General features: G+C 51.5%; 24 protein-coding genes. 5 read left to right on the top strand and 19 right to left on the bottom strand.

Going from position 1 to position 25,092, the window contains the following annotated elements; translation table 11 throughout:
* From AC1DWB_RS23155 to AC1DWB_RS23125, 7 genes are all read right to left on the bottom strand, one after another.
* Positions 1-766: nucleotidyltransferase domain-containing protein (locus AC1DWB_RS23155; protein WP_477543456.1), on the bottom strand; the 766-nt coding region annotated here is incomplete at its 3' end.
* 1 nt (position 767) lies between these two features.
* Positions 768-1,235, bottom strand: coding sequence for a lasso peptide biosynthesis B2 protein (locus AC1DWB_RS23150; RefSeq protein WP_477543455.1), 468 nt, complete (start codon positions 1,233-1,235; stop codon positions 768-770).
* A gap of 3 nt (positions 1,236-1,238) precedes the next feature.
* Complete coding sequence (locus tag AC1DWB_RS23145) at positions 1,239-1,544, bottom strand: lasso peptide biosynthesis PqqD family chaperone (protein WP_477543454.1); 306 nt, start codon at positions 1,542-1,544, stop codon at positions 1,239-1,241.
* A gap of 5 nt (positions 1,545-1,549) precedes the next feature.
* Entirely contained in the window at positions 1,550-2,371 is an 822-nt protein-coding gene (locus tag AC1DWB_RS23140; RefSeq protein ID WP_477543453.1) for an aldolase, read from the bottom strand.
* 211 nt (positions 2,372-2,582) lie between these two features.
* A complete protein-coding gene (locus AC1DWB_RS23135; RefSeq protein WP_477543452.1) occupies positions 2,583-2,753 on the bottom strand; it encodes a paeninodin family lasso peptide in 171 nt (56 codons plus the stop codon).
* Positions 2,754-2,783: 30 nt separating this feature from the next.
* A complete protein-coding gene (locus AC1DWB_RS23130; RefSeq protein WP_477543451.1) occupies positions 2,784-4,712 on the bottom strand; it encodes an asparagine synthase-related protein in 1,929 nt (642 codons plus the stop codon).
* 7 nt (positions 4,713-4,719) lie between these two features.
* Complete coding sequence (locus AC1DWB_RS23125) at positions 4,720-4,938, bottom strand: helix-turn-helix domain-containing protein (RefSeq protein WP_477543450.1); 219 nt, start codon at positions 4,936-4,938, stop codon at positions 4,720-4,722.
* 688 nt (positions 4,939-5,626) lie between these two features.
* Between AC1DWB_RS23125 and AC1DWB_RS23120 the strand changes: the two genes are divergently transcribed.
* On the top strand, positions 5,627-6,010 hold the full coding sequence (locus AC1DWB_RS23120; protein WP_477543449.1) for a helix-turn-helix domain-containing protein: 384 nt from the start codon (positions 5,627-5,629) through the stop codon (positions 6,008-6,010).
* A gap of 545 nt (positions 6,011-6,555) precedes the next feature.
* On the opposite strand, the gene AC1DWB_RS23115 is transcribed toward AC1DWB_RS23120, so the two are convergent.
* Positions 6,556-7,098 (bottom strand): DoxX family protein, encoded by a 543-nt coding sequence (locus AC1DWB_RS23115; RefSeq protein ID WP_477543448.1) that lies wholly within the window; start codon positions 7,096-7,098, stop codon positions 6,556-6,558.
* Positions 7,099-7,481: 383 nt separating this feature from the next.
* Between AC1DWB_RS23115 and AC1DWB_RS23110 the strand changes: the two genes are divergently transcribed.
* The gene (locus tag AC1DWB_RS23110) at positions 7,482-8,948 is read left to right on the top strand and encodes a methyl-accepting chemotaxis protein (protein WP_477543447.1); all 1,467 of its coding nucleotides are present in this window, start codon (positions 7,482-7,484) and stop codon (positions 8,946-8,948) included.
* 170 nt (positions 8,949-9,118) lie between these two features.
* The gene (locus AC1DWB_RS23105) at positions 9,119-11,146 is read left to right on the top strand and encodes a hypothetical protein (protein ID WP_477543446.1); all 2,028 of its coding nucleotides are present in this window, start codon (positions 9,119-9,121) and stop codon (positions 11,144-11,146) included.
* Positions 11,147-11,598: 452 nt separating this feature from the next.
* On the opposite strand, the gene AC1DWB_RS23100 is transcribed toward AC1DWB_RS23105, so the two are convergent.
* From AC1DWB_RS23100 to AC1DWB_RS23080, 5 genes are all read right to left on the bottom strand, one after another.
* On the bottom strand, positions 11,599-12,207 hold the full coding sequence (locus tag AC1DWB_RS23100; protein ID WP_477543445.1) for a nitroreductase family protein: 609 nt from the start codon (positions 12,205-12,207) through the stop codon (positions 11,599-11,601).
* 99 nt (positions 12,208-12,306) lie between these two features.
* Positions 12,307-13,281 (bottom strand): GNAT family N-acetyltransferase, encoded by a 975-nt coding sequence (locus AC1DWB_RS23095; protein ID WP_477543444.1) that lies wholly within the window; start codon positions 13,279-13,281, stop codon positions 12,307-12,309.
* 30 nt (positions 13,282-13,311) lie between these two features.
* On the bottom strand, positions 13,312-13,437 hold the full coding sequence (locus AC1DWB_RS23090; protein ID WP_477543459.1) for a hypothetical protein: 126 nt from the start codon (positions 13,435-13,437) through the stop codon (positions 13,312-13,314).
* Complete coding sequence (locus AC1DWB_RS23085; RefSeq protein ID WP_477543460.1) at positions 13,404-13,544, bottom strand: hypothetical protein; 141 nt, start codon at positions 13,542-13,544, stop codon at positions 13,404-13,406. The genes AC1DWB_RS23090 and AC1DWB_RS23085 overlap by 34 nt, the downstream gene beginning before the upstream one ends.
* Positions 13,545-13,581: 37 nt before the next feature.
* Complete coding sequence (locus tag AC1DWB_RS23080; RefSeq protein ID WP_477543443.1) at positions 13,582-14,385, bottom strand: sugar isomerase domain-containing protein; 804 nt, start codon at positions 14,383-14,385, stop codon at positions 13,582-13,584.
* 328 nt (positions 14,386-14,713) lie between these two features.
* Between AC1DWB_RS23080 and AC1DWB_RS23075 the strand changes: the two genes are divergently transcribed.
* Entirely contained in the window at positions 14,714-16,753 is a 2,040-nt protein-coding gene (locus AC1DWB_RS23075; protein ID WP_477543442.1) for a Na+/H+ antiporter, read from the top strand.
* Here AC1DWB_RS23075 and AC1DWB_RS23070 read toward each other — a convergent pair.
* The gene (locus AC1DWB_RS23070; protein WP_477543441.1) at positions 16,746-18,686 is read right to left on the bottom strand and encodes an ADP-ribosylglycohydrolase family protein; all 1,941 of its coding nucleotides are present in this window, start codon (positions 18,684-18,686) and stop codon (positions 16,746-16,748) included. The two genes, AC1DWB_RS23075 and AC1DWB_RS23070, sit on opposite strands and share 8 nt — an antisense overlap.
* 138 nt (positions 18,687-18,824) lie before the next feature.
* Between AC1DWB_RS23070 and AC1DWB_RS23065 the strand changes: the two genes are divergently transcribed.
* On the top strand, positions 18,825-19,745 hold the full coding sequence (locus AC1DWB_RS23065) for an AraC family transcriptional regulator (RefSeq protein ID WP_477543440.1): 921 nt from the start codon (positions 18,825-18,827) through the stop codon (positions 19,743-19,745).
* On the opposite strand, the gene araA is transcribed toward AC1DWB_RS23065, so the two are convergent.
* The 5 genes from araA to AC1DWB_RS23040 all read right to left on the bottom strand — a co-directional run bounded on the left by araA (position 19,740) and on the right by AC1DWB_RS23040 (position 25,088).
* On the bottom strand, positions 19,740-21,245 hold the full coding sequence (gene araA, locus AC1DWB_RS23060) for an L-arabinose isomerase (protein WP_477543439.1): 1,506 nt from the start codon (positions 21,243-21,245) through the stop codon (positions 19,740-19,742). The genes AC1DWB_RS23065 and araA overlap by 6 nt on opposite strands.
* Before the next feature lie 60 nt (positions 21,246-21,305).
* Entirely contained in the window at positions 21,306-22,973 is a 1,668-nt protein-coding gene (locus AC1DWB_RS23055; protein ID WP_477543438.1) for a ribulokinase, read from the bottom strand.
* Positions 22,973-23,686 (bottom strand): L-ribulose-5-phosphate 4-epimerase, encoded by a 714-nt coding sequence (gene araD, locus AC1DWB_RS23050; RefSeq protein WP_477543437.1) that lies wholly within the window; start codon positions 23,684-23,686, stop codon positions 22,973-22,975. Before araD ends, AC1DWB_RS23055 begins: the two co-directional genes overlap by 1 nt.
* Before the next feature lie 79 nt (positions 23,687-23,765).
* On the bottom strand, positions 23,766-24,290 hold the full coding sequence (locus AC1DWB_RS23045; protein ID WP_477543436.1) for a YfiT family bacillithiol transferase: 525 nt from the start codon (positions 24,288-24,290) through the stop codon (positions 23,766-23,768).
* 270 nt (positions 24,291-24,560) lie between these two features.
* The gene (locus tag AC1DWB_RS23040) at positions 24,561-25,088 is read right to left on the bottom strand and encodes a GNAT family N-acetyltransferase (protein WP_477543435.1); all 528 of its coding nucleotides are present in this window, start codon (positions 25,086-25,088) and stop codon (positions 24,561-24,563) included.
* Positions 25,089-25,092 lie beyond the last annotated feature (4 nt).

The following is a 25,092-nucleotide window of genomic DNA, read 5'->3' as shown; positions in this document are numbered from 1 at the left end:
GTATATCTATATCCGCCAACCATCGCAGCCGGAACCAGCCATGACGGGCGCCGTGCGTTACAAGATACAGAAACATATCCTGGCTACTAAGGATATAGATTGGGGAATTCGTAATGAAGCTGGTTCTTCTCCGTCCCCACAGTTCATTGAAGCTTACTTCCTCCCCTATGTGATAGCTAACTTTCCAATGCAATTCGATTTGAATGCCTTTGACAGGATGAGTATACGTAGTATGATATTCTTTCCACTTCCGAGAGTTGAGCACTTGGATCGTGTCATGGTCCATGATGTAGCCGCGATGGATCAGAATAGCCTCTGCTTGATCAAAATCATCTGGCGCTATTAACAAATCCAAATCTTTGGACGTCCGCAACGAGATGTCTCGGTATAGGTCCTCCGCTAGTGCCGGCCCTTTCAAAGTGAGGGTACGAATCTGATTGTCCCGAAAGAGGCTGCAGACTTTCACCAATTCTCGTGTTAAATGCAGCATTTGAAAGGTGTTCTGGGTATAGGCTGCGGAAAGAGCTTGTAAGACATCGGAAGGCACCATTCCTGGTTGATCGAGTTTTTGTAAATTCGCATACACCTGGGGGTAGACACGATGATGTCTGGCTAAGTAGAGGAATCTTTCCCAATCGACTGAGATGTCTAATTGGTTGTTTACTGCTTMCATTGTCGTATCGTGATTCATCCCCATAATCGCAAGCAGCAGTTCCAATTCCTTAGGTAAGGAATCGATATCCCTATTGAATGGTTGAATGTTCATATTACCTTCTCCCTTGCCTGTTAAGCATTAACTGTTTTCCGAACTTCCCTACTACGGTGAATCGTTCCATCCCTTCGAATCCCGTAATGTAGTAGGGACCGCTTCGCAGCCAAGCGTGGGCGATCATCTTACCCGAGGTGTCCCGGGCGATTCCCAAGTAGAGCGTGCTGTCAATTCCACGTCGTTCTAACATCTTCAGAGCTGCGATTGCCATGACCAGACACTTGCTTTCCCAGAACGTATGCCGGCTCATGGTGATCAGCGCATCAGATACGTTCCTTAGTGCGAGATCGTTGTGAGGATCATGAGATAGGGGTGTTTCCAGCATGGGGACCCCTAGCGTTGGGGCAACTCTTGCGAATGGCAAACTCTTCAACAGGCGAGCCCAACCTAACCATAGATACGCCTCCAGGAATAACTTCCTTTTCGACGGTCGCATGGCATATAGTCGCTTCACTTTTCTCCACATGGCTTATAAAGTTACTGCTTCCTGCTGAACTTGAATGATCTCTTCCCGCCACAATTGATCCAGGAAGCTCATCACCTGCTGCTCGCACTTACTTCGTTCAATGTCGTATTCGGAGACAAGCGTATCAATGATCTTACTTACAGGTATTGGCGACGCCGCCAGGTCCCATATCCTTCCCCCAACTTGCCCAAGGTTATAATACTTCCCACTGTTAATACTTAGCATGACCTTTTCCCCGTCCATATCGCTTATCAGGAAACCCTCATCTCGAACAATCGTTTGGTTAACAATGACCTTATCTCTTGTCATTCCACTCAAGCTCCTTTACGTACTTTGCTTAGTATTTCAGTTGCCAGTTCATGAGCAGTAAAACCTACCGACGGCCTCCCTAACTGGAATACATGAATTCGGCTCACAATGCTGGATGAGATGGCAAAGTGCCACCGCTCCAAGCCCAACCTTGGGACTATAAAATTCCGATACGTATGCTGCATGAAGATCGGTAACCGTTGAATACCTTGGACATGCCGTATCTCGAATTGCTCACGATCTGTCTTAACGATTTCAAATACTCCGGCTAACGGGACTGGTTCATTACGGAATTGATCTGACACCGGCACGGCATACTTCGTAAGCTCTTGATATAACGGCCTGAACTCGCTACTCTTCATTCCTAATTTATCTATACTCTCCTTCCACAGCTTCTGCTGCGGATAAGACGGTGTTACCATCGGCAACTCGTCGGGTGAGAGCGAGACGGCTATAACATCATCGCTAAGCAATTGATAGCCTTGATTCAACAGAACGGCAGCAATTGTGGACTTCCCGGCTCCGGATTCCCCGACAAAGGCATATGCCTTTCCATCAATAACGACCGCACTGCCATGAAGAGGGAGTATCTTTCTTTGCATCAAGATGACACCCATACATGTACCGAGCAAATATACACGCACTTTACCTTCGTCCGATCCCGGCAGCGGCGAGATTAGAATTCGTGCGCCTTCCCGGATTACATATCTGGCAACACCGTGTATCGTTAACATCAATTCGTTATTCCTAACGATGAGGTAATCCCTGTCCATTGCCTCGTGATCCCAATCGAGCGGAATGTCGCCGAATGTGATTTCAACATCCACCGGAATACTTTCATTCGTTATTCGCGTACATTCCGGAAGTGAAATTTCGCTAAGTACTGTGAGGCCGAAAGCTTCATACAACGTTTTTTGCGCAATTGTTATTATAATCCTCACCCCCGTAAAGTAGTGAAATAAAAAAATGCGCCCTTATACGAAGCTACAATATAAGGGCGTGCACTTTGGACGATCAAGAATACTGCAGCATTCAGTGTTACGACGGGCCTATGCCCCCTGGGAACGGCCAAGGAGTCGGGTTATCCGTAATGTCGAAGTCCGTTTTGGTTACGAAGTCAATGTAATGAGTTCCTGTTCCCGCCATCRTCATATTGACATGGAGAACTTCCAAAACCGGTTCCTTCCATTGCTTTTTTACGGTTGTCATTTTCTCACCTCCTTTCAATCTTGCATATCGTCAAAACTGCTTCAAAAACCTGTACACTACTAAACAGCGCATCAAAAATCTCATATCCGGATCAATCGCATATTCCGGTCGAGGGTCATTTCCGAACCTCGAAAGGGAGGCTTCTACTTGCTCTACATTCATGATGCCAGAGGTAAGAGAATCACGGCACAACTGCTGCAACTCCTCCTGAACTGCGGGCCACAAAGGGATCATCCGATGAACCCAATCTGCCGCTTGAATACCCCGTATTCGCTGGTTGAGTCGCACCTTGTCGGGCAATATACGTTCGGTCGATCTTCGCACTAATGCTCGATCGTAACCATTCTGAACATACTGTTCCAGAGGGACGCCTAGACAAAATCGAACTACTCTCTGATCATTTGTAGGATCAAATTCACGTAATGCGTACCTTAATGAAAGCTTGGTCCCCTTCGTCCCAATAAGGTTAGCTAGATGCAGACTTTGAAAATGATTGTCCCTCGCTTCAAAGGCATCTCTTGCAGCCCAAATGGCGTTCACTTCTTGGATCTTGTCTAATACATGGGTTGTTCGAGCAAACTCCGGGTGCAACAAAAGTGGCATGTCCGGTTGACTGTTAGCAGATAAGAAGGCAGGAACGAGAGAATGCAAAGCCCGTCGCCCAATAATCGGAAGCAGGCGCGATCGACGTATTCCCTTGCGCTTGCTGAACAGCTGTAGTTCACGGTACAAATGAACCCATCGCAGCTTCTTAAGCTGAAGCGCATAATAGTCCACGGCTGGTCCCCAAGAAATGGAGTGATTGCCTCCTGCCCCTGTTAACAGTACGCCTGCATCTTGTTCGCTGCACTTCTCGAAAACCCCCTTAATCCAAAACGAGTTTTCAAAATATTTGTACGGCATCTCAAGAAGCTCGAGCCAGTCATCAACATCTGTGAAAGGACTTTTCCCCGCAAAATCCAAATAGTGGTCGGATATATTGCCTACATGTTGAACCGTTGCCTGGATATAGGGCCGTTCATCCGCAACCATACTTCTGGGCGTCCAATCGACAAAGTCAGAGACAGGGATGTAGCTATACGTGTGCAGCCGCTTATTTTGTTGGCGTAATGCTGTCGCGGCATAACTCACAACTGTTCCCGAATCCAATCCCCCGCTTAATGTCGCGCACACTTGCCGGTGCGTACGCAGACCCGATGCAACGGCCTGTTGGAACACCTCACGAAACGCTTCTTCATATTGTTCATTCGAGTTAAGTTTCAAGTTCTTGTCTGGCGATAATGTCCCATATTGGGACAAAGACACCGCACCTTCTACAACGGTTATACAATGAGCGGGCGGAAGTTGATAAATATCCTTGTAGACGGTAGAGCCTACATCCGACGATTCGAACATGTCTGGGATTGCCATATACTCGGCAAGCCACGTTTCGTTAAGCTTCTTCATCACACTAGGTAGTGCGAGCAGGGGCATAATGGTTGTGGAAAATGCGAACCTCCGATGATCACGGTGATAATATAGGGTTCGATTCCCAGACAAGTCCCTTGCGCTGAACAGAAGCTTCTTGTTGTCATCCCAGATCACAAAGGCGAAATCACCGATAAGATAAGCAGGGGCTTGTACTCCCCACCTCCGATAGGCCAACAGAATAAGCTCGCTGTCCTTCATCTGTTGCCGCCTTATAGGCTCGATCTGCAATCGGTCGAATAGTTCTGCTCGGTTGTCAATGATCGCATCCGCTGTTATGGCAAGCTTGGTCAACGCATCGTAATAAGGCAAACGTTCATGAACAGATTCAGGAGTAATCCATTGGGCAAGGCATCCTAGGAAGATCGATCCCTCGTGCCATGTTCGTATATCATTAGCAGGATATTTCTCTAAACTCTGCATAAGCGTATCGGCATCGTTATCAGACACAGGGGTTAGATCAAATTGGAAGATACCTGTTATCGCGCCCATTCGTACCTCATTCTTTCTGGATGTTATCGATTCGGCCCAGCAAGAAATCCACGGAAACATGGAAGACATCGGCTAATTTGTTTATCGTTCCAATATCCGGCTCTCTTCGGTTTGTTTCATAATGGGAAAGCGAAGCGCGAGAAATACCTAGTAATCCGGCAAGCTCTTCTTGGGTTAGTGCACCCTTTTCCCGCAATAACGTGATCCTATTTCCACACCCCAGCAATTACTATCCCCTCTTTGACTCTTGGATTTGTCAAGTTGTAAGGTCGAGAATCCCTTCATTTGGTCTCACGCTCGGCAGTGCAAAATAACTGTACGATTTATGCACTTTCTGTAAGATCGGATGCTGTTGAAGAAACAAAATTTTTAATAATTGCGTCAATTCCAGATTGCTGCTCTCACTCTCACAAATGTGTAAAAGGTACAGATATGACCCCGAATCCTCCTCGATTTGTTGAAGATAACCAATCACAGGAATGACAGGATTATGATCGAAACCCAACTCTAGCTTCAATTCAAACTCTCGCATTAAAGGCAGTTTAAGATCCGATTGAAAGGTTATGCTAGTTGAGGAGAGATTAACGATGTGAACGGGCTTTTCTCTGGTATTTACTGGTTTCCCTTGAACTTTCCAAACAGATAGCTTACCATACACAATGTACCGATTAAGAATATTCGGATCGTCCGCAGAAAAGTTCAAAAGAAAGTCCACCTTCACAAACAAAAATTAAGATACAATATGTATCGAAGTTATAATCACAGTTTATGATACATAATGTATCGTGTCAAGATTTTTTTGATGTCACTATTTTTATTACTGATATATATAAGTTCAATGGTAGAATGATATTATAGATGTAATGTGACAAGTATTTCAGCTAAAGATTCTTTAAATAAAGTGGGAGGATAATATGAAGTACGGGAACCGAATTGCCGAACTACGGGAACAGCGGAAGTTGACTCAAGAAGACCTCGCAAACCATCTCGGGATTACAAGAGCAGCGTTGTCACACTATGAAACAAACCGGAGAGAACCGGATTATACTACTATAGATAAGATCGCGAATTTATTCAGTGTCACTGTGGATTACTTGATAGGACGCACTAATAACCCTCTTAGCGCGCTTACTAGTGAGGTAAGAGAATTCACAGACTCTCTGGAACTCTCAGATGAAGAATTACTTAAGAAGTTTGCCTTAACGATAGACGGCAAGAAATTAACACCCGAAGAATCCAAACGATTCATAGCCTTCGTACGTGCGGAACGATCGTTCAACCTTAACGTAAAGAACTAGCTTCTCCCTCCTTTTTCGTGAGCAGTTCTTGAAGAAACAGACAGTGTTCTTGGTCAATTGATAACTGGGTAAGAACACTTCGAATGTCTAACACGATCTTCTCTTTTCCCTCTACTTGCTCCTTTTTTGACATGATTAACCTCTCTTTCCTTTTTATATTATGATACTTTTTGTATCTATCTCTGTCAATCAATTTATCCACTTACTATATAGGAGTCTGTCCGACGATCTGATTTTCGTGAATATTTATTCATAGGATTATGGAGGGAAAGGGAATGGTACGTAAAGTTTACGGCCGCCTTTGAAATCAAGTTGTAACCATAAGATTAATTAAAACAATTTGAATTTCAACAGCGGTGTAGTGCCATCCCTTCCCGCAATAACCGCAGGAATGAATAAATATTCACGATTTGCTTTCGTCGGACAGACTCCTAACAAACCTCCATTTACATGAAACCGCTACCACACGAGGACAATGGCTTGAATGCATAAACAACCCGGAAGCCAAGAGGCCTCCGGGTTGTTCATGTTCTAGATCGAAATCATTATGCATGCATGGGGTTATGCGTTCCGCCTAGCGGTTTCTTGCCATTGCGCTTAGTTACAATCTTGTTCACGATTTTGCGCAGCATAGGCAGCAGGTAGAAGTCTACACCGAACCGCCCCGCATTAGCCCCAGCCAAGAACACGATACCGCCGATCAGTACCATCCAAGGGTTCGTGCTTACCGTACCGGCGAACAAAAACATGAAGTTCATTAATAGCCCGAAGAAAGCAGCCGCGGTAGTCAATGCCCCAAGGATGAGTCCAAGTCCGACAAGGAATTCGCCAAGCGGGATCATAATATTGATCCATTTCACATTGGGCAGCGCGAAATTTTCTAGGAAAGCGGTGAAGGTCGGGTACACCAGCTCGTTCGTCGCTTTATCCATGATCGGTTTGGCAAGTGCTCCCTTCAGGAACCCTCCAGCATCAAAACCGCCTGTCAGCTTGTGCCAACCCGCCGTCAACCACGTCCAACCTATATACACTCTGACTACTAAAAGCAAGCCTGCCGCCCATTTGTTAGTGCGCAACCAGTTTACCATCGTTACCAGCTCCTCTTTGTGATTTCTTTCACATTATTGGACAAAAAAATGTATATCTTGCTGCGGATAAGCAGTTTCGAGTATCCGTTGCCTCCACCTTCCTTCTACGGGGCACTTGTTTCTCCCCTCACACATAATGTACCACCAACTGCGAAAACCGGCTGTGATATAAATCACAACCGGTCCGTTTTGTTCAACTTTTTTCAATTAACGTGAGCAACCACGCTTCGATCGTTTGCTTACGGACATAGATGGCCGCGATGACCTCACAGCGGGAAGCACCATTCGTCTGCAGTTGGATTTTTTTGACGTCCAACATTGTCGAATGATAGCGAAATATGATATTGTCATTTTTAGTCACAAAAAATGGAAGGTTGATGAGAATGAACCCATCTGATACCCTGCACAGAAGAAATAAACTGCTTGTCAACATTATATGGGGAATGCTGATTCTGGGCATTGCTGTCGATCTGCTGACGGGCGCTTCCTCCAACTCCGTGATCGTCCTAGTCATTGCAGGCCTCGTCACATGTGGGATGGCTACGATCATGACCTACAAGCGTTGGTTGGCGGAGTATGTCATGTATTTCATTCCTGTCATTATTACCGTGTTAACCTTTCTACTTATAATGACCGGCCCTATTATTACAACGTATTTTCTCGTATTCGTGAACTTGGGTATCATGACGCTCTATACAAACTTCCGGGCGCTCGTATTCTCTGCGCTCTTGGGAACCGGCCTGACTGTATACTTATTCATGAGTCCCTATAAAGATGAGATGTTCGGGAACAACGACCCCTTCACGATTATGATGTACTTGGTCATGCTGGCTGCCCCGCTCCTCACATCCGCGAAGTTCAGCGAACGATTGCAGTCCGAGGCCAACCATCAACGCGAGCAAGCGATCACTGAGAAGAACCGGTCGCAAGAGATCATCAACCGACTCTCCTCCTCTCTTCACGTATTGAATTCGTTCAGTACGCAGCTCAAGCAGAATATAACTTCAACAAGTACGATCTCCCAGGAGGTGACCTCCTCCTTCTCGGAAGTGACTTCCAGCATCGAGACGCAAACCATGAGCATAGCCGACATCAGTGAATCCATTCGCGCTATTGAACAAGCAGTCGCCTCACTGGCCTCCCGATCGACTGAGATGAAGACACGCCTGGAGAGCTCTGTTCAATTGACGAAGAGCGGTAGCGAAGAGGCGGATCAACTGATGGTCAAGATCGATCATGTTCATGATACGATTGATATTTCTGTTGCTCTGATGAAAGAGTTGAACGAACAGAACAAGCAGATCAGCGAGATTGTATCGACGATTAATCATATCTCCTCGCAAACGAACTTGTTAGCGCTCAATGCCGCAATTGAAGCTGCCCGTGCAGGGGAACACGGCCGAGGCTTCGCCGTCGTATCCAGCGAGATACGCAAGTTGGCTGAAACCTCGCAACAATCGACAGAACAAATAGGGGAAATCCTAGAAACGATTCGCGTGATGACGGATCGGGCTGCTGATCAGATCATCCTCGGGCAACAGACGATTGTTGAGAGTCGCCACGCCACGAAGCACGTTGCGGATGCGATGCATACACTCTCCAACGATGTGACGAGGGTGGACGAGCAATCCACCGAAGTTCAGCTTGCTGCTGATGACATGTACCATCAATACACGAGAATAGCGAAGGAGATTACCACCATCGCCGAGACTACGGAAACCAACATGGCCTCCATCGAAGAGATGGCAGCCAGCATGATTACGCAGGATACGCGGGTCAACGAGATTAAGGAAAGTATCCTGCATTTGGATGAGCTCACCTCTGATCTTAACAAAATGACGGAGCGTTGATGGAGTCGATTTCCTAACCCATATACATAGGTTTACATAGCATCCAGGCACGTTTGTCTCTCGTTGACATTCGGCTTGGATTTTTATTTATAAGCGGGGATACCTATGTTAGAATGAAAGCGAATTAATCAGACCTATATCATACCTGTTCTTGAAAATAAGGAGGACTTATGGACATTCGAGCTCCGTATAACTATTTCCAACCCCGCAGGGCAGCTAGCTGGTGGTGTAGCCTGGAAGATTTGCTTTGGCCGCAGAAATCCATCAAGGACAAAATCAAACGACGCGCTGAAGGGTTTGCGGAAGCGGGCATCGACACCGCTCTGAATTTCGGCTTCCATATTCGGTTCGACTTCTCCAACTACTTCGGTCAACTCCATGGCTACTTGAACAACGTGTGCGAGGAGCTGCACCAATACGACATTAAATTCCTGGACCACTTCTCCTGCAACACGATGGAACGCCCGCGTAATGAAGCCGAGTACCTCAAGATGCATGCCGCTCAGCGTCATCACATCCTGCTGCATCACGATCCCATAGCGGCTGAATACGCCGGATACGCGGGCTACCGATTCAACGATCTGTGCCAGGTCGATGTGCGTGACGGGAGCCGAGGCTACAGTCCCTCTTACCAATTGGAGTTGTTCTGCCATAATAATCCTCAGTATTTGGAAATGCATAGCAAGTACCTGGAACGGTTAACTCGCGAGGTTGCACTGGATGGCGCAGAGATCGACGATATGGCTGATTATGGGTGGCTATCCACGTGTGGGTGTGTGCACTGTCGGGAACGGTTCAAGCGGGATTATGGTCACGATCTCCCTCCATTCGAGGACAAGTCATTCTGGGGTGATACTTCCGGTTCGGCCATCGGCTGGGGCAACTACGACAACCCAATCTTCCGAGACTGGATTCGTCTGCGGACGGACATCATTGCTGATCATGTGAAGATGATCAAGAGTCACTTCCCTGACAAGCCCTTAATGACGTGTTGCTCTAGCACAGGCCCGATTATTCTTAATGCCGTCTCCCTGAACCTGGAGAAGATGGTCCCTCATCTCGATATGGTCATGCTGGAAAACTGCGGAATCGGCACTGAAAGCGTACATTGGACACGAACAGATGCAGAAGCTTTGCAGCAAAAGGATATCGCCGCGAAGATGGGGAACGCTCCGGCCATGGCACTCAGCTATACGATCTACGATAAAGGCGGTTACCTTGGCTGGGGATTGAGTCGGTTCTGGGGAGTTGTCAATTGGAGCAGCACATTGCCTGGCCGATTAAAGGAAGATCCTACTGATATGGAGGAAACCCACGCCATCGTCGGACCAATCAACAATTGGGAGAAAACTTACAGCGCTTTGGACGGCAAGGCGGGACGCGACGTCGTAGAAGTGCGGCTTGCGAGCAACACCTACTGCAGGGACAACGGTTGGCGGGACGTTGACAGCCGTGAGCACTGGGACCGCGTGCTGAGCTGGTCGGGCGCGTTCGTCGCCCATAACATCGGCTACCGCATCGTGCGGACCGATGAGCTGGCTGATGCCGAAGCGTTGATCCGCGAGCGCACCCCGCTTGTGCTGGACGGCGTCGGCTGCGTGTCAGATGCGCAGTTCGAGGCGTTGAGCCGCATGCTTGCAGCTGGCGGCGAGGCGTGGTTGTGCCTGCCGTTCGGCACCCATGACGAACGGGGCTTCCTGCGCGAGCGGCCGCTCTCGGACGCGCTGTTGGAGGGCGCCGCAGCCTATCCGGGGCTGCGGCTGCTTGTGGGCAGCGCCGCCGGCGGCGGCGAGGCCGCGGTGGCGCTGCAGCAGCTCATCGATGCGGGCGCATTCTCGCCGCGCATCAGGCAAACTGCCGGTGATACCGGCTGGGCACTGCGCCTGCGTGTTCACGAGCAAGGCCCAGTGCTGCATCTGATGAACCGTTCACTCGAAGCGATTCCACACCCGCAGCACGAGGATGCGCACAACCATGCGACCGTGCTGAAGGACATTCGCTCGCTCAGCACGAACAATCGGTTGAGCTACGAGATTGATTTCGACGGAGCTGGCTGCGATCCTTGGACTTCAACAGTCGTTCGAAGCCCCGAGCTAGGCTCCGAGGCACGAGAGGTCAAGGTGGAGCGTGTCTCTGCTACGAAGGTGAAAGTATCGATCAACTTGGATGGTGTAGATTTATATGGAGTCGTAGGCTAGTAACCTGTGCGACGGACTATAACAATCACGTTCAAGGCCGCGCTGCGAAGCTGTAACGCGGTTTTTGAGGTTGTCGATTAACTGTTGATTGAAGCAAAAACGGCCGTTCCAAGTGAAAAAGAACCCCTACGCTTTACCCCACAAAGTGAAGACTAGCTCTGAAGATAACGCCGATTACTTTGTGGGGGCCCCAACATCTTGTTTGAACCTGATTGTATAAGGGATTTGGCGGTATGGAGGTTCAAGCCAAAACTCGCCAGGGTCCTCTTTTTCACTTTCCACTCCTCTTGTTCACAATTAATCGACAGCCTCGTTTTCCGCGCTATTCGCCTCCAAAGGCCCACACTGGTTGTAGACAGTTTTGCTAAATATAGCCCAACAACAAAAAAGCCCAATCTGCCGAAGATTCATCGACAGTTGGGCTTTTTCGCACCTAGCTTCTCACCGTGTTATTATTTCTGAAAGCTTCCGCCAAACTTCCCTTCGAACAGCATGTCCTCCAGCGGACGTCGGGTAGAAGGTTGTTCTCTCTCTTGATATTTCTCTGACAATAGTTCCTTCTCACCGCGATACCCTATCGCAATGACCGCCATCACTTCGTACTCGTCAGGTGCCTGCAGCGTTTCCTTCGCCTTGTCCTTGTCAAAGCCGCCCATCGCATGGACATGTAAGCCCTGCTCACCCGCTTCTAGCGCCAAGTATCCCCAGGATGTGCCCGTATCGAAGCTTCCCCAACGGTTAGCGGTTCCATTCCCATTCACCTGGTTGGCAAGTACAACCGCAATAACCGGGGCCTTACTGCACCATTCCGCATTAGACGGATTAACGAAGCTCAGGAACTGTTCCCGATCTTCCGCCGTCTTGGCCACGATATACTTCCACGGTTGGCTGTTGCCGGCTGATGGAGCCCAGCGTGCCGCTTCGAATAAACTTAACAGTACATGATCCGGTACTTCTTTGGACAAAAAAGCACGCGGGGACCAACGATTTAGAAATAACGAATCGATCTCATGCTCCGCATTGCGAATATTTGCCACTTCTGGGGCCAGGTTGTTAGTCATGTGGGGTTCCTCCTAATACTCTTGTCATTATAATAAGTTACTTATGATTAAGAAGCATATCAGAAAAAAGCTCCATTTACAAATTACCTGCACACTTCCTTAATGTCCTGTCTTGTGCAGCCTCCAATACGTCTTCCATATCCGATAACCCAGCTTCCCATAAAAATCAACATACGGCGTTGTATCGATCACTATGCGTCGAATACCCCGTTGCCTTAGAAAGGAAACTGCCGCCTGCACGATGGAAAGCCCATACCGATACCCCCGATACTGCTCGTCGATCCCTAACGGTCCAATGCCACCTAATTCCTCCTCGAACATGGGGGCCCAATAAATGTTCTGAGCGAGCAGCGGAGAGCGGGAATCGTTCAGCCTGCAAAAGCCGATCAGTTCGCCTCCGTCCTTCTCCAACACGACGAACTCCCGCCCCGAACCTCCACGCTCCCAATACTGCTTCGTCTGATATTCCCATCTTCCTGGGAAGCACCGCTCCATGAATGCGATCAGCGCAGCACGGTCGTCCGGCTTGGCTAACCGGAATGTTACCCCTGCTGCTTGCGGCAGCTCCACTGCGTCAGCAGGCGTATCTCCGTACTCATGAATCAAGTCGTAAGTCGGTTTCAACACTTCGTAGCCGCGCTTCTCAAACCAAGCTTTGGTTTCCGGGCGCACTTCCGGTAGGCCAGGGAACATCCGCCAGTGAAAGTCGTTGCCTAGTGCAAATTGACTTGCACCCGCGGCTCGCAATGCTGCCTCCGCTTTTTCCAGCAGCAATCCCCCGATTCCGCGTCCCCGCCACTCAGGAGCCACCACTAGGGCGTGAATCCAGCCTGTGTCCGAGCTGAACGATACACCCGATTCATCATCCTGCCACGCCTTGGCGACAATGAACCCCAGCAACTGGTCTGTCTCTTCTTCTAAGACCATCCAAGAGCCAGCAGCCAACACATTTCGATCCTCGAACATATTTTGCTGCACAAGTCGGTCTCTCATGGGGAACGAATCCACCCACTCTTTATTCCATAATGCCGTCATTTCTGAGATTCGTTGCTTGTCCAACGGTACAAAGTTCATACTAGCAGCCTCCTGAAAAACAAGTTTTCATTAACTGTACCCCAAAATCACACCATCCGCCAACAGCCTCATCTGTAGCTCACGAGCTGGAACAGCAGCGAAAGGCAACGCCTGCTCCACGCTTATCGCGGCCGCGACGCCTGCTGCCTGACCCATAGCCATGCACTGGGCAGAGTTGCGCTTATTGCCGCACATACCCCTGCCGCATCTCCGCCATGCACCAAGACATCGACGGTCTTGCTCGCGGTATTAGCTGTTGCCATCCCTCCCGCTCCTCTCTGTAGCCGCTGATCTTCTCCCTCAGACCGAGCGAGTAGAGCGCCAGTATTCATCATAGGAAGCGTCGAACAGTCGCTTGGATTCCTCATCCCCCACGAAGATCGCACTAGTGATCACCTTCGGCGGGTTTCCGGCGTCGGTAAGCTTCTGCGCCAGCTTGCACTTGATCGAGTTCACGATGACTGTATTGCCGATTGTCGAACCAGGACCTACCGGTGTGTGCAGACCCTCGATCTTCACCATGGCGTCACCGGGTACAGCCCCGTTATCGATCACGATGTCGGCCAGTTCATACAAGCGGTGTCCGGAGCTGTGCTTGGAGCGGCTTAACCTGCTATGACCTACCGAAGTAACGGCGATTACAGGAATCCCGCGCTCTTTCATGGCAAGGGCAATATCCACTACAACCGCACCCGTCCCGCTATGCGAGAACAGCATCATGCTGTCGTGCTGGCCATAGTGGACTTCGTCCGCGATAATACGGCCGAACCCCTCGACATTTTCCAGAAACATCGCCTGCCGCTGTCCGTTACTGCCCACTACAGCATGATGGTTCGTTAATGAAAGCTCCACCATCGGATGGAAACCTGGGAAGCTGCCGTACCGCGGATACATCTCTTCCACCGCCATGCGGGAATGCCCGCTGCCGAACAGATGCACCAGACCCCCGTTATGAATCGACTGAAAGCAAAGCTCCGCTGCCCGCTCGATTACGTCCATCTGTGTCTGTTCGATTCGTTCCATCACACGCTTTGCCCCTGTTATATAATCCGTTTCCAGCGTTTCCAGCGCATTGCCATAGTCATTTCGATTATCCACCGTCATCGTTACCATTCCTTCTCTCTATGGGGTGCTCGTCGTGCTCGTTCGCTATTGTGCTGGCCAGGAACAAGATCGCTTCCGCTACGTCGATCGTCTCTCCTGACCAGCGCCCCCTGCCTCTCCTTCAAAAGAACACACCTCCATTGGTTTTGATTAAAGTCGGACATAAATTCCATTTGTACGTACAAACATATTTATATAGCACATTGTATGATCTACCTCTATTTCTGTCTACCCCTTCCCTGCATTTCTTTTCCAAGTTTCAGTCGATTCATGATATATTTTTCATAACAATGAGAAGGCTATAAGGCAGGAGGCGATATTTGGTAAAATGGAAATTTTTCTTGGCGTATTAGTTTCTTTACTTCTGATTGGCATTTCCAACATTATGAATCGGTTCGTGCCCTTCATCTCCGTGCCGATCTTCCAAATCCTACTGGGTGCCGCTGTGGCCATTCTACCTCTCGGCATAGACCTGGCGCTCAATCCGGAGCTGTTCCTTGTCTTGTTCATTGCGCCACTGCTATTCAATGACGGGAAGCGTATTCCCCGGGAAGAGCTATGGAATTTACGTATTTCGATATTGCGGCTTGCCTTGGGCTTGGTGTTCACGACTGTAGTCGTAGGCGGCGTTATTATCCATTGGTTAATCCCCTCTATTCCTATGCCCGCTGCATTTGCATTGGCGGCCATATTGTCCCCCACGGATGCAGTAGCGGTCGGCGCCTTGTCGAGTCGTATCCATATGCCCAAATCGATCATGCGGCTGCTCGAAGGGGAAGCGCTCATGAATGACGCCTCCGGACTCGTTGCGTTCAAATTCGCTGTGGCCGCAACTGTGACTGGCGTGTTCTCACTCACACAGGCCGCGCTCAACTTCACGGTCATCGCACTGGGTGGACTGATCGTAGGTGCGGTAGTCTCTGCCCTGCTGATCGGATTCCGTGTATTTCTTCGCCGATTCGGGATGGAAGACGTGACCATGCATATGCTCATCCAGATCGTCACGCCTTTCGTCATCTACTTGGTTGCCGAAGAATTAGGCATGTCCGGCATATTAGCTGTCGTCGCCGGGGGGATCGTCCATGCTATTGCTCGCGACCGGTCCGAATCATCCATGGTGAAGCTGCAGATCGTGTCCAACAGCACCTGGTCTGTCATTATCTACATCTTGAACGGGCTTGTGTTCGTCCTACTCGGACTTCAGCTTCCGGATGTGCTCTCGGTCATTATCCGCGATGATACCGTGAGCAATGTGCAGGTCCTCTTTTACATCATCATCATCTCGATGTCGTTGCTGCTGCTGCGCTTTGTATGGATATTCTCCTTCTGGCGAGTAACCAACACCCGGGCTGCGAAGAAATTGGAGGAGCGGAGAAGCATGCGGGACATCGTGATTACTACCCTTTCCGGAGTACGTGGGGCGGTTACGTTAGCCGCTGCCTTCTCTATCCCATTCGTCTTGCAGGACGGCAGTCCGTTTCCGGAACGGGACCTGATCCTTTTCCTCGCGGCGGGTGTCATCTTGTTCACTCTACTAGCAGCCAGCTTCCTGCTGCCTCTATTATCGAAGGGGAAGAACGAGGAGTTGGAGGGGGAGCGCAGCTCGTCCAAGCATGAAGCCCGGATCGCGATCATGCAAGCTGCTATGAGGACAGTGGAAGAAGATATTAACGATGAGAACAAGACAGCCTCCTACGCCGTTCTTGCCGATTACAACAAGCTAATTCAACGCCTTCTCCAGAACGGCAGCGAATATAAAGAAAGCCCCCTCTTCAACGAAAAGGAAGCTAACATTCGCATATTGGCACTAGCCGCGGAGCGCAAGGAAGTGCAGAAACTGCTTGAGAATGGGGAAATTAGCGAAGAAACGTCCAATCTTCTGCACAGCATGATCGATCAGATGGAGATTGCTTTGTCGAGCCGACTCCGCCTGAAGCTGTATCAGATCGGGTTTCTGCTTCGCAGGCTGATACTTGGCATGCTAGCCCCTTTCCGCACCTTGAAAACGGCTACCGTACCCGAACAAGAGATTGCGGTGCTGAAGCGGACGAAGCTGAGGACATCGCAGGCGGCTATAGCAGCAGTTCGTCAGCAGATTCGCGATGACAATGCCCCGGCCTGTCAATCTGTTATTACGTCCTATACGGATATTATCGATAAGCTCACCATAGGGGTCCGTCAGGTATCCATGGACAAAAATTTCCGGCAGTTGAAAAAAGAAATCCGCTTGAAAGCCATTCAAGCGGAACGAAACGAAGTACAGGCTCAATTCGAAACGGGTGTTATCAGCCGGGAAACCGCCAACCAGCTGCGCAAGTCCATCCATTACTCGGAAGCCACTATGCTGGAAGCCATGGAGCTTAGTTAGTACTAGGCAGGAACAACATATCGGTGTAGTAGTAATAAGGTCCAGGCGACTTCGTCTCGCGTGTAGATACCGGAAGAACGTACACCTCCGGCAGCTCACCACCGTGGCCGATCGCCTCTACCTCGAGGTCATGGTTGCCAGCCGACAGCTCCAGCTCCACGTATTGCTGCTTCGGTGCCCGGTGATAGGCTGGCATGAACTCTAGCGCCATTGGGCAATCGATGATCATCTTGCCGTCCAGCTTGGCCTTGACCGGCACGTTCGCGGCCACAATCAAGCGGACCCTACGCGTGGAAGGATTGTGAAGCTTCGTACGTGCACGGTAAGCTCCTTCCGTCGCAGCGGTGCTTACCAACCCAAGCGCCCAGTCGATGCGATTACCAGGACAGATGATGTCCGCCGCTTCTGTGCTCGCCGGCCCCTCCACTGTCCAATGAGTCGCGCCGACCAGACTGAACGGGATGCGTACACTTGTCCAGGCATGCCCGTCATGGTCGCGAGTCCAACGGACAGCCAGCTCGTATGAGGTAGCCGCTTCTGTCGTACTATGCGCAACGACCGCGTCCCACTTCACGGATTCCCCTGGCTGCAGCTGAATATCTAGGCGATCCGCCGATCCTGCACGCAAGCCTGTCGGCAGCTCCAGCTGTAGGACGCCTTCCTGTACGATCCGGCAGCGGTTCGTAAGCGTGATACGGATCGTCTTAGCCTGCCCGATTCCGATCGCAGGCCCTTCTACCCCATAATCCAGCTCCAGCTCCAAATCCGGATCGGCTAGCGTTCCTTGCGGCAGCATGTAGCGGTTCGCCGTCATGCCGCAGTTCCGCCAAATGTCGAGTTCCGTATGAAGATGTGCCTGCATGCTGCCATGCACCGTTTCTACATTCGACTCTGTAGGGGCAGCATCGGCCCACGCGGTAGGTAACTGCTCCAGAACCGTGATTCCGGTGTCCCAATAAGCCAGCACCCGCTTCCCTACCTGCATCGTGCGCTTAGTCAGTTCATCGAGATTGCGCGGCGCCGGGAACCCCTTGATCGGCGGGCTGACAACAACCCGGTCCCCGACTGGGTTCACCCATCGTGCCGGCAGTTGCTCCGGCCCGAGCAGCATGCCGAGTATGGCCCCTAGTGTGGCAGCGGTGCAATCCGTATCGTAGCCGCAATTGACTGCTTTCAGAATGGCATCCTCGAAGTTGTCTCCATACAGCCAACCAAGAATGGTGAAGGCGATATTTTGCGGAGCGTCGGTGAAATTGTCTCGACCATGATGCTGCAAGATCAGCTCGCGTGCCTGTTCCCAGTCGTAGCCCTCGCGATGCCACTTGATCAAATCCCGCATAGCGAGCGCCGTACGGCTATGTTCCGGGATATAGCGCAGCCCGATCTCGATCAGACGATCCCGATCTTGCTCGTAGAAAATCGCACTTTCCAATGCCGCGAAGAACACTTCCCCGTAGACGCCCTCCCCGCCCGCATGATCCACAACCGCATCGTGATACGCGTAGTACGCAGCCACATCCGGCGCGCCTGGTGCCGCCATCGCCCAGATCTCCGAGCGAATCGGCGATCCCATGCAGTTGTTGAACGGATTGTTGAACGAGCCGGTCACTGGCGCAAGCAATCCCCGCCTCAAGCTCGTCAGCGCGTACCCATACTCGTCGAACGGGAAGAAGATATGGTCCAGCCATTCCTGCCCCAGCTCCTTGCTAGTCAAGCCTGGCCCATATTGCTCCAAGGCGTGCAGCCACACGAGCTGCAGATCCAAATCATCATTCTCCAGAGGACCATCCGGGAGCTTCGGATAAAACGTCAGGTTCAGCTTCTCCTTTACGCCCTCCACTGGTGCACCGAGTGTTCCCCCAATGTTTTTGCCCAGCCATCCGCCGTATACGATCCGATAATAGTCCTGTTCATTCAATACGCTATTGCTCATGGTTCTTATATCCTCCTCCGCAACGCATCCTGTTCGGTATGCTATACTAGAAGTATATAAGCGGCTCGCGGTAAGAAGCCATGAACGGAATTATCATTTCGCCGTTGATAAACTAGGTTAAATATCCAGGAGGAACCGATGTACTACTCCCTCTCCCGCCTGTCCCAGTTGGACGTGAAATGGGCGGATTTGTTCAACGCCAACATCACGAGCTTCTCCAACACGCATCAGAATCCGTTCTACGAGCTTATTCTCGTCGCGGACGGAATCGTACATTTGCAGACCGGCCCTGACCAGCTAACGCTACAAGCCGGCGATGCGCTCCTGTTAATGCCTTGGGAGCAGCACCGGGGCTGGAAGCCGTCAGAGCGTCAGGGCCGATTTTTTTGGGTCCAGTTTTCTTGCGATCCTGGGGTGTCGCCATTCATGTCTGATCCTGCAACGGAACTTAATATTGTCCATGCCCATCGATCCGAACTACGGACGAGCTCCGGCCCTGGGCCGCTCGAAGATTGCCTGATCGTGCCGCGGCTGTTCCAGACCCGGCACCGATACAAGCTGTTCAGTCGATTCGAAGAGATGGTCGATACGTTATCCAGGCCTCGAGGGTACTTCCGGTTTCAGGCGACCCTGCTGCTAGGCGAGATTATTCGCTTCCTGGCCACCGATTTCCTGGAGCAGAGCGAGACGCACACCGCTTTTCCCGCCTCTTACTCGGTGTTCCGCAAGCTCGTTAACCACCTGAACAATGCCTACCACACCGACGTGTCCAAGCAGACGCTGGAACGGGTTGTCGACCGCAAGTACGAATACTTGTGCCAAGTGTTCAAGCGCTATACCGGCCTCACGATCGTCCACTACACTCATCAGCTCCGTATCCAGCAGGCCAAGCATCTGCTGTTGAACACGACGGATAGCGTGCAGACGATCGGTGAATCTGTCGGCTTCGCGGACCCGTTCTACTTCAGCCGGACGTTCAAGAAGCTCGAAGGGGTGTCTCCACAGCAATACCGCTCCTCGAGTAATGTGGACTCACTCGCATCCGACGCTAAGCTATAAATTCATTCTCCAGTACATTTCGTTCCATCTCAGCTCGCTACGCAGTCGATTCAGGTTCGTCGCCTGATCGATCACGATGCATTCGACGCCGGTCATCTCCGCCCAGTCGATCAACTGCTCAGCTGTCACGTTGTACGAGAACGCCGTATGGTGCGCGCCGCCCGCATATATCCACGCTTCCGCCGATTCGCCAAGCGACGGCAGCGGCTTCCACAGCACGCGGGCAACCGGCAGCTTCGGCATCTCGTGCGGCGGCTGCACCGCTTCAACCTCGTTCACGAGCAGCCGGAACCGCCCGCTCATGTTGACGAGCGAGGCGTTCACTGCCCGGCCTGCGCGACCGTCGAAGATGAGCCGCGCCGGATCTTCCTTGCCGCCGATGGACAGCGGATGCACCTCAATGCGCGGTCGGTTCGCCGCGATCGTCGGGCAAATCTCCAGCATGTGCGCTCCGAGTACGAGCTCTTGCCCAGCTTCCAAGTGATAGGTGTAGTCCTCCATGAAGGAAGTCCCTACGTTGCCCGCCATCAGCTTCATCGTGCGGACCAGAGCCGCCGTCTTCCAGTCCCCTTCACCGCCGAAGCCATAGCCTTGAGCCATCAACCGCTGTACAGCAAGACCAGGCAGCTGCTTCATGCCGTGCAGATCCTCGAACGTCGTCGTGAACGCGCCGAAGCCGCCCTCCTCCAGGAACGATCTCAGGCCGAGCTCGATACGTGCTTGTTCCAGAATCGACTGCTTGCCACGCTCAGCCTCTACTGACCCTCCAGCTCCAGTCCCCGGCAAATCATACAGATCGGCGTACTCCTCGTACAATTGCCGGACATCAGCATCCGACATGGACCGCATCCGCTCTACTAAATCACCGATGCCGTACCCGTTCACCGCCCAGCCGAACTTGATTTGCGCTTCGACCTTATCCCCTTCGGTGACGGCCACCTGCCGCATGTTGTCGCCGAACCGGGCTACCTTCAACTGCCGACTGTCCGTAACGGCCGCTGCCGTCTGCATCCATCCTGCGATTCGGGCCTGAGTTGCTTGATCTCCCCAATAGCCCGCCACCACTTTGCGGGCCAAGCCCATTCGGGCGCCGATAAAACCGTGCTCGCGATCCCCATGTGCCGACTGGTTCAAGTTCATGAAATCCATGTCAATGCTTGACCATGGGATATCCCGGTTATACTGCGTGTGCAAGTGAAGCAGCGGCTTACGCAGCTCAGACAGACCCGCGATCCACATCTTCGAAGGAGAGAATGTATGCATCCATGTTAGTATGCCAGCACAGCTCGTGTCAGAGTTCGCCTCGACACATAGCTGGTGAATCGCATCCGGCGTAGTTAGCACCGGCTGGAAGCGGATCGGGAACGGCAGCATGCCGCCCGCGTTCAGCTTCTCCGTCATCTCGCGTGAGTGCGCCTCTACTTCCAGCAGCGTCTCCGGACCGTATAAGTGTTGGCTGCCTGTGGCGAACCAGAATTCGTGAGGCTTGGCGGTTAACATCTCGGTTACCGACCTCCTGATATTAGGTAGGATCATTCTTTATGAATCATTGTAGACCCATTAGCTCTCCTTGAGTGCTTTCAACCGCTTCATCACATTGTTCTCGCCTCGGCCGAAATAGTCATGCAGCAGCGTGTACTCCCGATACAATTGCTCATACACGGCCACATGCGCCGGAATCGGCTTGAACGTCTCCTCCTTGATCCGCGCCATGTTCGCCGCTGCTTCCACAAGGTTGTCATAGCCGCCCTTGGCGGTGCCTGCCGCTACCGCGCCGAGCATCGCCGCTCCTAGAGCCGGCGTCTGCTTCGAATCCGCGATCTTGATCTCTCGGTTCGTCACATCTGCGTAGATCTGCATGAGCAATCGGTTTCGCTGAGGCAAGCCCCCGCAAGCATACAGCTCATGTACTTCCACTCCGTTGTCGTGGAAAGCTTCGATAATCTTGCGAGTTCCATACGCAGTCGCCTCCAGCAAGGTCCGGTAGATTTCTTCCGGCTTCGTCAACAACGTATACCCGATGATCAGCCCTGTCAGGTCGGTGTCGACTAGAACCGACCGGTTACCGTTCCACCAGTCGAGCGCGAGCAATCCGGTTTGCCCCGGCCTGTAGGTTGACGCCTGTCGTTCGAGCCATTCGTGAACGCTCACCCCATCGCATTCCGCTGCTTCCTGAACAGAAGCCGGAACGCCATGTTCGACGAACCAGGCGAATATATCACCAACAGCGGATTGACCCGCTTCATAACCGTAGTAGCCTGGGATGATCCCGTCTTCGACGACCCCGCACATTCCTTCCACTTGCTTCTCTTCCGTAGCCAGCACCAAGTGGCAGATCGAGGTACCCATTGCCATCACAAGCTTGCCCGGCGTCACAACGCCAACACCTGGGACAGCGGCATGTGCATCGACGTTGCCCACCGCTATGGCTGTCCCGGCCTTCAAGCCCATTGCCGCCGCCAGCGCTTCCGTCAGTTCACCAGCCTTCGTCCCGAGTGGAACGATATCCCCACGGAGCTTCGTCTCTGTCAAGTTCTCTAGCCTTGGATCAAGCACACGGAAGAATTCGCGGCTCGGGTACCCGTCTTGCTTGTGCCAGATCGCCTTGTACCCGGCTGTGCAGCTATTGCGCACGAACTGACCGGTAAGCTGATACACGACCCAGTCGGTCGCTTCCATGAACAGATCGGCCTCTTCGTAGATGTCAGGCGCTTCGTTCAAGATTTGCCATGCCTTGGCCATCATCCACTCGGACGATATTTTGCCACCGTATCTAGGCAGGAAGCTTTCTCCTCGCTCCTCGGCGATTCGGTTAATCTCGTTCGCCTCATCCTGTGCGGCATGATGCTTCCACAGCTTCACCCAGCTATGCGGGTTGTCACGCCACTTCTCATCGAAGCACAGCGGCTCTCCGGACGCATCGACCGGCAGCATCGTACAGGCCGTGAAGTCAATGCCGATGCCAATTACATCAGCCGGGTCAATACCGGAAGCAGTCATCACCGCCGGTACAGAGCGCTTCAGCACCTCAAGATAATCACCCGGATGCTGCAGCGCCCAATCGGCTTCCAATTTCAAGCCCGATCCCGGCAGTCGTTCATCAATCACCCCATGCGGATAGGGTGTCACATGGTCCGCCAGCTCAGCTCCGTCTGCTAAACGAACCAGAACCGCTCGTCCCGATTCTGTACCATAGTCGATACCTAGTGCATATTTGGTTACCGTCATTAAGAATTCGTCTCCTTTGTTTGCCCGTAGTAAGCGTTTGCACCATGCTTCCTGAGAAAATGTCGATCCAACAGCACTTGGTTCATCGATTGGGTGTCCGCATTCAACTGGTAGGTGTGGAGCGCGATCTTGGCGACTTCCTCTAGCACAACCGCATTATGTACAGCCTGATACGCATCGATTCCCCATGCGAACGGTGCGTGACAATGAACCAATACCCCTGGGATATGAGCGGGACTCAGTCCGCGCTGCACGAACGTTTCTATGATCACGCTGCCCGTCTCCAGCTCATATGCCCCGTGAATTTCCTGGTCGGTCATAGCCCGAGTGCATGGAATTTCGCCGTAGAAGTAATCGGCATGCGTCGTCCCAAGCGCTGGAATCGCTCGCCCGGCCTGCGCCCAACTCGTCGCCCAGGGCGAATGAGTATGGACGATTCCCCCAATATGAGGGAATGCCCGATATAGGGCCAGATGCGTTGGCGTATCCGAGGACGGCTTCAGCTTGCCTTCGATCACTTCGCCCTCCAGATTCAACACGACCATGTCTTCCGCCTTGAGCTTATCGTAGGGGACCCCGCTTGGCTTGATGACGACCCATCCGTTCTCCCGGTCCACGCCACTGACATTCCCCCAGGTGAACGTTACAAGACCGTAGCGGGGCAAATCCAGATTGGCTTCCAGTACCTGCTCCTTCAGTTGTACTAATGCCATGCGCTGCACCACCTTGTTAAGTGCTATTCCTCCCTTCCATTATATAGTTGTACGTACAATTATGCTATAACGATTTTTGTTAGGACCAGCCCATGCGTTGTTTGAGGGAAACGATCTGTGCAACATGATGCCGATTGTGCCAAGCATAGCGCTCTGTTGCAACGTCCAGACTCATTACACCGTGAGTGGGACTTGTGAATGTCCTTTGGAAGTGTGACGGGTGAGTGGAACGGAGCAATGCAACAAATCGACTGTGAAGGGATTCCAGGAGAACTAGCGAAGGTTCAATCGGTGCTCGATAATCACTTAATTCCGCCCACAAGTCTTCTCGATAAGAACTTGCTATCGGGCTATCTTCCGTCAACCCACGCTTGAACCGGATATAGGCATTCATATCGTTATCCGCCATATGGTGGACTACTTGCTGGACCGTCCAACCTTCAGGCCGATAGGGTATATGTAGTTGCTCCTGGGTTAGGTTGTGCACCGTCTGCCGCAGCAATGTTGGTAGTTCTGAAATTTCCTCCATCCAGCTGTTACGTTGTTCCGGAGTGGGGTTGCGCGATGGTTCGAATTGCCCCAAGGGATAGCGAAAATGGTCCATGAGTACACCTCTTTCTGCTTAATTGTAGTTCTACTCGAAGCTGGCAGCTTGCACAATGTAAGACTAATTCCGGCACGCCGATACCATTTCGGGCGGAATTAGACGGTTTTTCCGTCTAACTCCCCATCTGAGACTATCGATTCTTTGTGGACATCGGAGTGGAAAGTGAAAAAGAGGACCCCAGCGAGTTTTGGCTTGAAGCTCCATACCGTGAAATCCCTTATACAATCAAAGGAGGTTCAAACAAGATGTTTGAGCATTCGGGGACAGTCAAATTTCAATCCAAAACCTTCGTACCACATTCCCATCCGCCTCGACGTATTCGGACTCGAACTGTCCGTCGTTGTTGAGAATGGTTCTTTCCGACCCCAGGTTGCCCTGGTCACATACGACCAACACTCGGGCCAACCCTCGCTCACGCGCTTTTTCCAGAGCCAGGGCAAGTAACGTGGTTGCATATCCCCGCCGTCTGAACGAAGGACGAATACCGTAACCCAGATGTCCTCCGCTCTGTAACAGCCTCTCATTCAGTCGATGTCGAAAGTTGACGGCTCCTACGATTTCCTGCTGTTCGTTGATGAGCCAATAGGTGGTGTGCGGTACCCATTGTACGTTCGTCAACTTATCCTCTCGATCCTCCGAGTGCAGAAATTCAAGCATGGCCTTAAAATCGGCTGGATCCTTGGCCACGACCCACGGCACAATCTGCTCGCCACTTTGCTTCCAATCCTCGTAGAAGGACATGTAAGCATCACGGTATTCCATAGACGGCTCTACTAGTCTAACTTGCTGGTGCATGCTC

It is taken from the genome of Paenibacillus sp. P4_E11 (assembly GCF_056401635.1).
Note: the sequence above shows the minus strand (reverse complement) of the source record. Positions and strands in the feature narration are given on the sequence as shown.

Coding starts and splice junctions, on each gene's coding strand:
- AC1DWB_RS23150 (WP_477543455.1), bottom strand. CDS start 1,235: ATGTGGAGAAAAGTGAAGCGACTATATGCCATGCGACCGTCGAAAAGG.
- AC1DWB_RS23145 (WP_477543454.1), bottom strand. CDS start 1,544: ATGACAAGAGATAAGGTCATTGTTAACCAAACGATTGTTCGAGATGAG.
- AC1DWB_RS23130 (WP_477543451.1), bottom strand. CDS start 4,712: ATGGGCGCGATAACAGGTATCTTCCAATTTGATCTAACCCCTGTGTCT.
- AC1DWB_RS23120 (WP_477543449.1), top strand. CDS start 5,627: ATGAAGTACGGGAACCGAATTGCCGAACTACGGGAACAGCGGAAGTTG.
- AC1DWB_RS23115 (WP_477543448.1), bottom strand. CDS start 7,098: ATGGTAAACTGGTTGCGCACTAACAAATGGGCGGCAGGCTTGCTTTTA.
- AC1DWB_RS23110 (WP_477543447.1), top strand. CDS start 7,482: ATGAACCCATCTGATACCCTGCACAGAAGAAATAAACTGCTTGTCAAC.
- AC1DWB_RS23105 (WP_477543446.1), top strand. CDS start 9,119: ATGGACATTCGAGCTCCGTATAACTATTTCCAACCCCGCAGGGCAGCT.
- AC1DWB_RS23100 (WP_477543445.1), bottom strand. CDS start 12,207: ATGACTAACAACCTGGCCCCAGAAGTGGCAAATATTCGCAATGCGGAG.
- AC1DWB_RS23095 (WP_477543444.1), bottom strand. CDS start 13,281: ATGAACTTTGTACCGTTGGACAAGCAACGAATCTCAGAAATGACGGCA.
- AC1DWB_RS23090 (WP_477543459.1), bottom strand. CDS start 13,437: ATGGGTCAGGCAGCAGGCGTCGCGGCCGCGATAAGCGTGGAGCAGGCG.
- AC1DWB_RS23085 (WP_477543460.1), bottom strand. CDS start 13,544: ATGGCAACAGCTAATACCGCGAGCAAGACCGTCGATGTCTTGGTGCAT.
- AC1DWB_RS23080 (WP_477543443.1), bottom strand. CDS start 14,385: ATGACGGTGGATAATCGAAATGACTATGGCAATGCGCTGGAAACGCTG.
- AC1DWB_RS23075 (WP_477543442.1), top strand. CDS start 14,714: ATGGAAATTTTTCTTGGCGTATTAGTTTCTTTACTTCTGATTGGCATT.
- AC1DWB_RS23070 (WP_477543441.1), bottom strand. CDS start 18,686: ATGAGCAATAGCGTATTGAATGAACAGGACTATTATCGGATCGTATAC.
- AC1DWB_RS23065 (WP_477543440.1), top strand. CDS start 18,825: ATGTACTACTCCCTCTCCCGCCTGTCCCAGTTGGACGTGAAATGGGCG.
- araA (WP_477543439.1), bottom strand. CDS start 21,245: ATGTTAACCGCCAAGCCTCACGAATTCTGGTTCGCCACAGGCAGCCAA.
- AC1DWB_RS23055 (WP_477543438.1), bottom strand. CDS start 22,973: ATGACGGTAACCAAATATGCACTAGGTATCGACTATGGTACAGAATCG.
- araD (WP_477543437.1), bottom strand. CDS start 23,686: ATGGCATTAGTACAACTGAAGGAGCAGGTACTGGAAGCCAATCTGGAT.
- AC1DWB_RS23045 (WP_477543436.1), bottom strand. CDS start 24,290: ATGGACCATTTTCGCTATCCCTTGGGGCAATTCGAACCATCGCGCAAC.
- AC1DWB_RS23040 (WP_477543435.1), bottom strand. CDS start 25,088: ATGCACCAGCAAGTTAGACTAGTAGAGCCGTCTATGGAATACCGTGAT.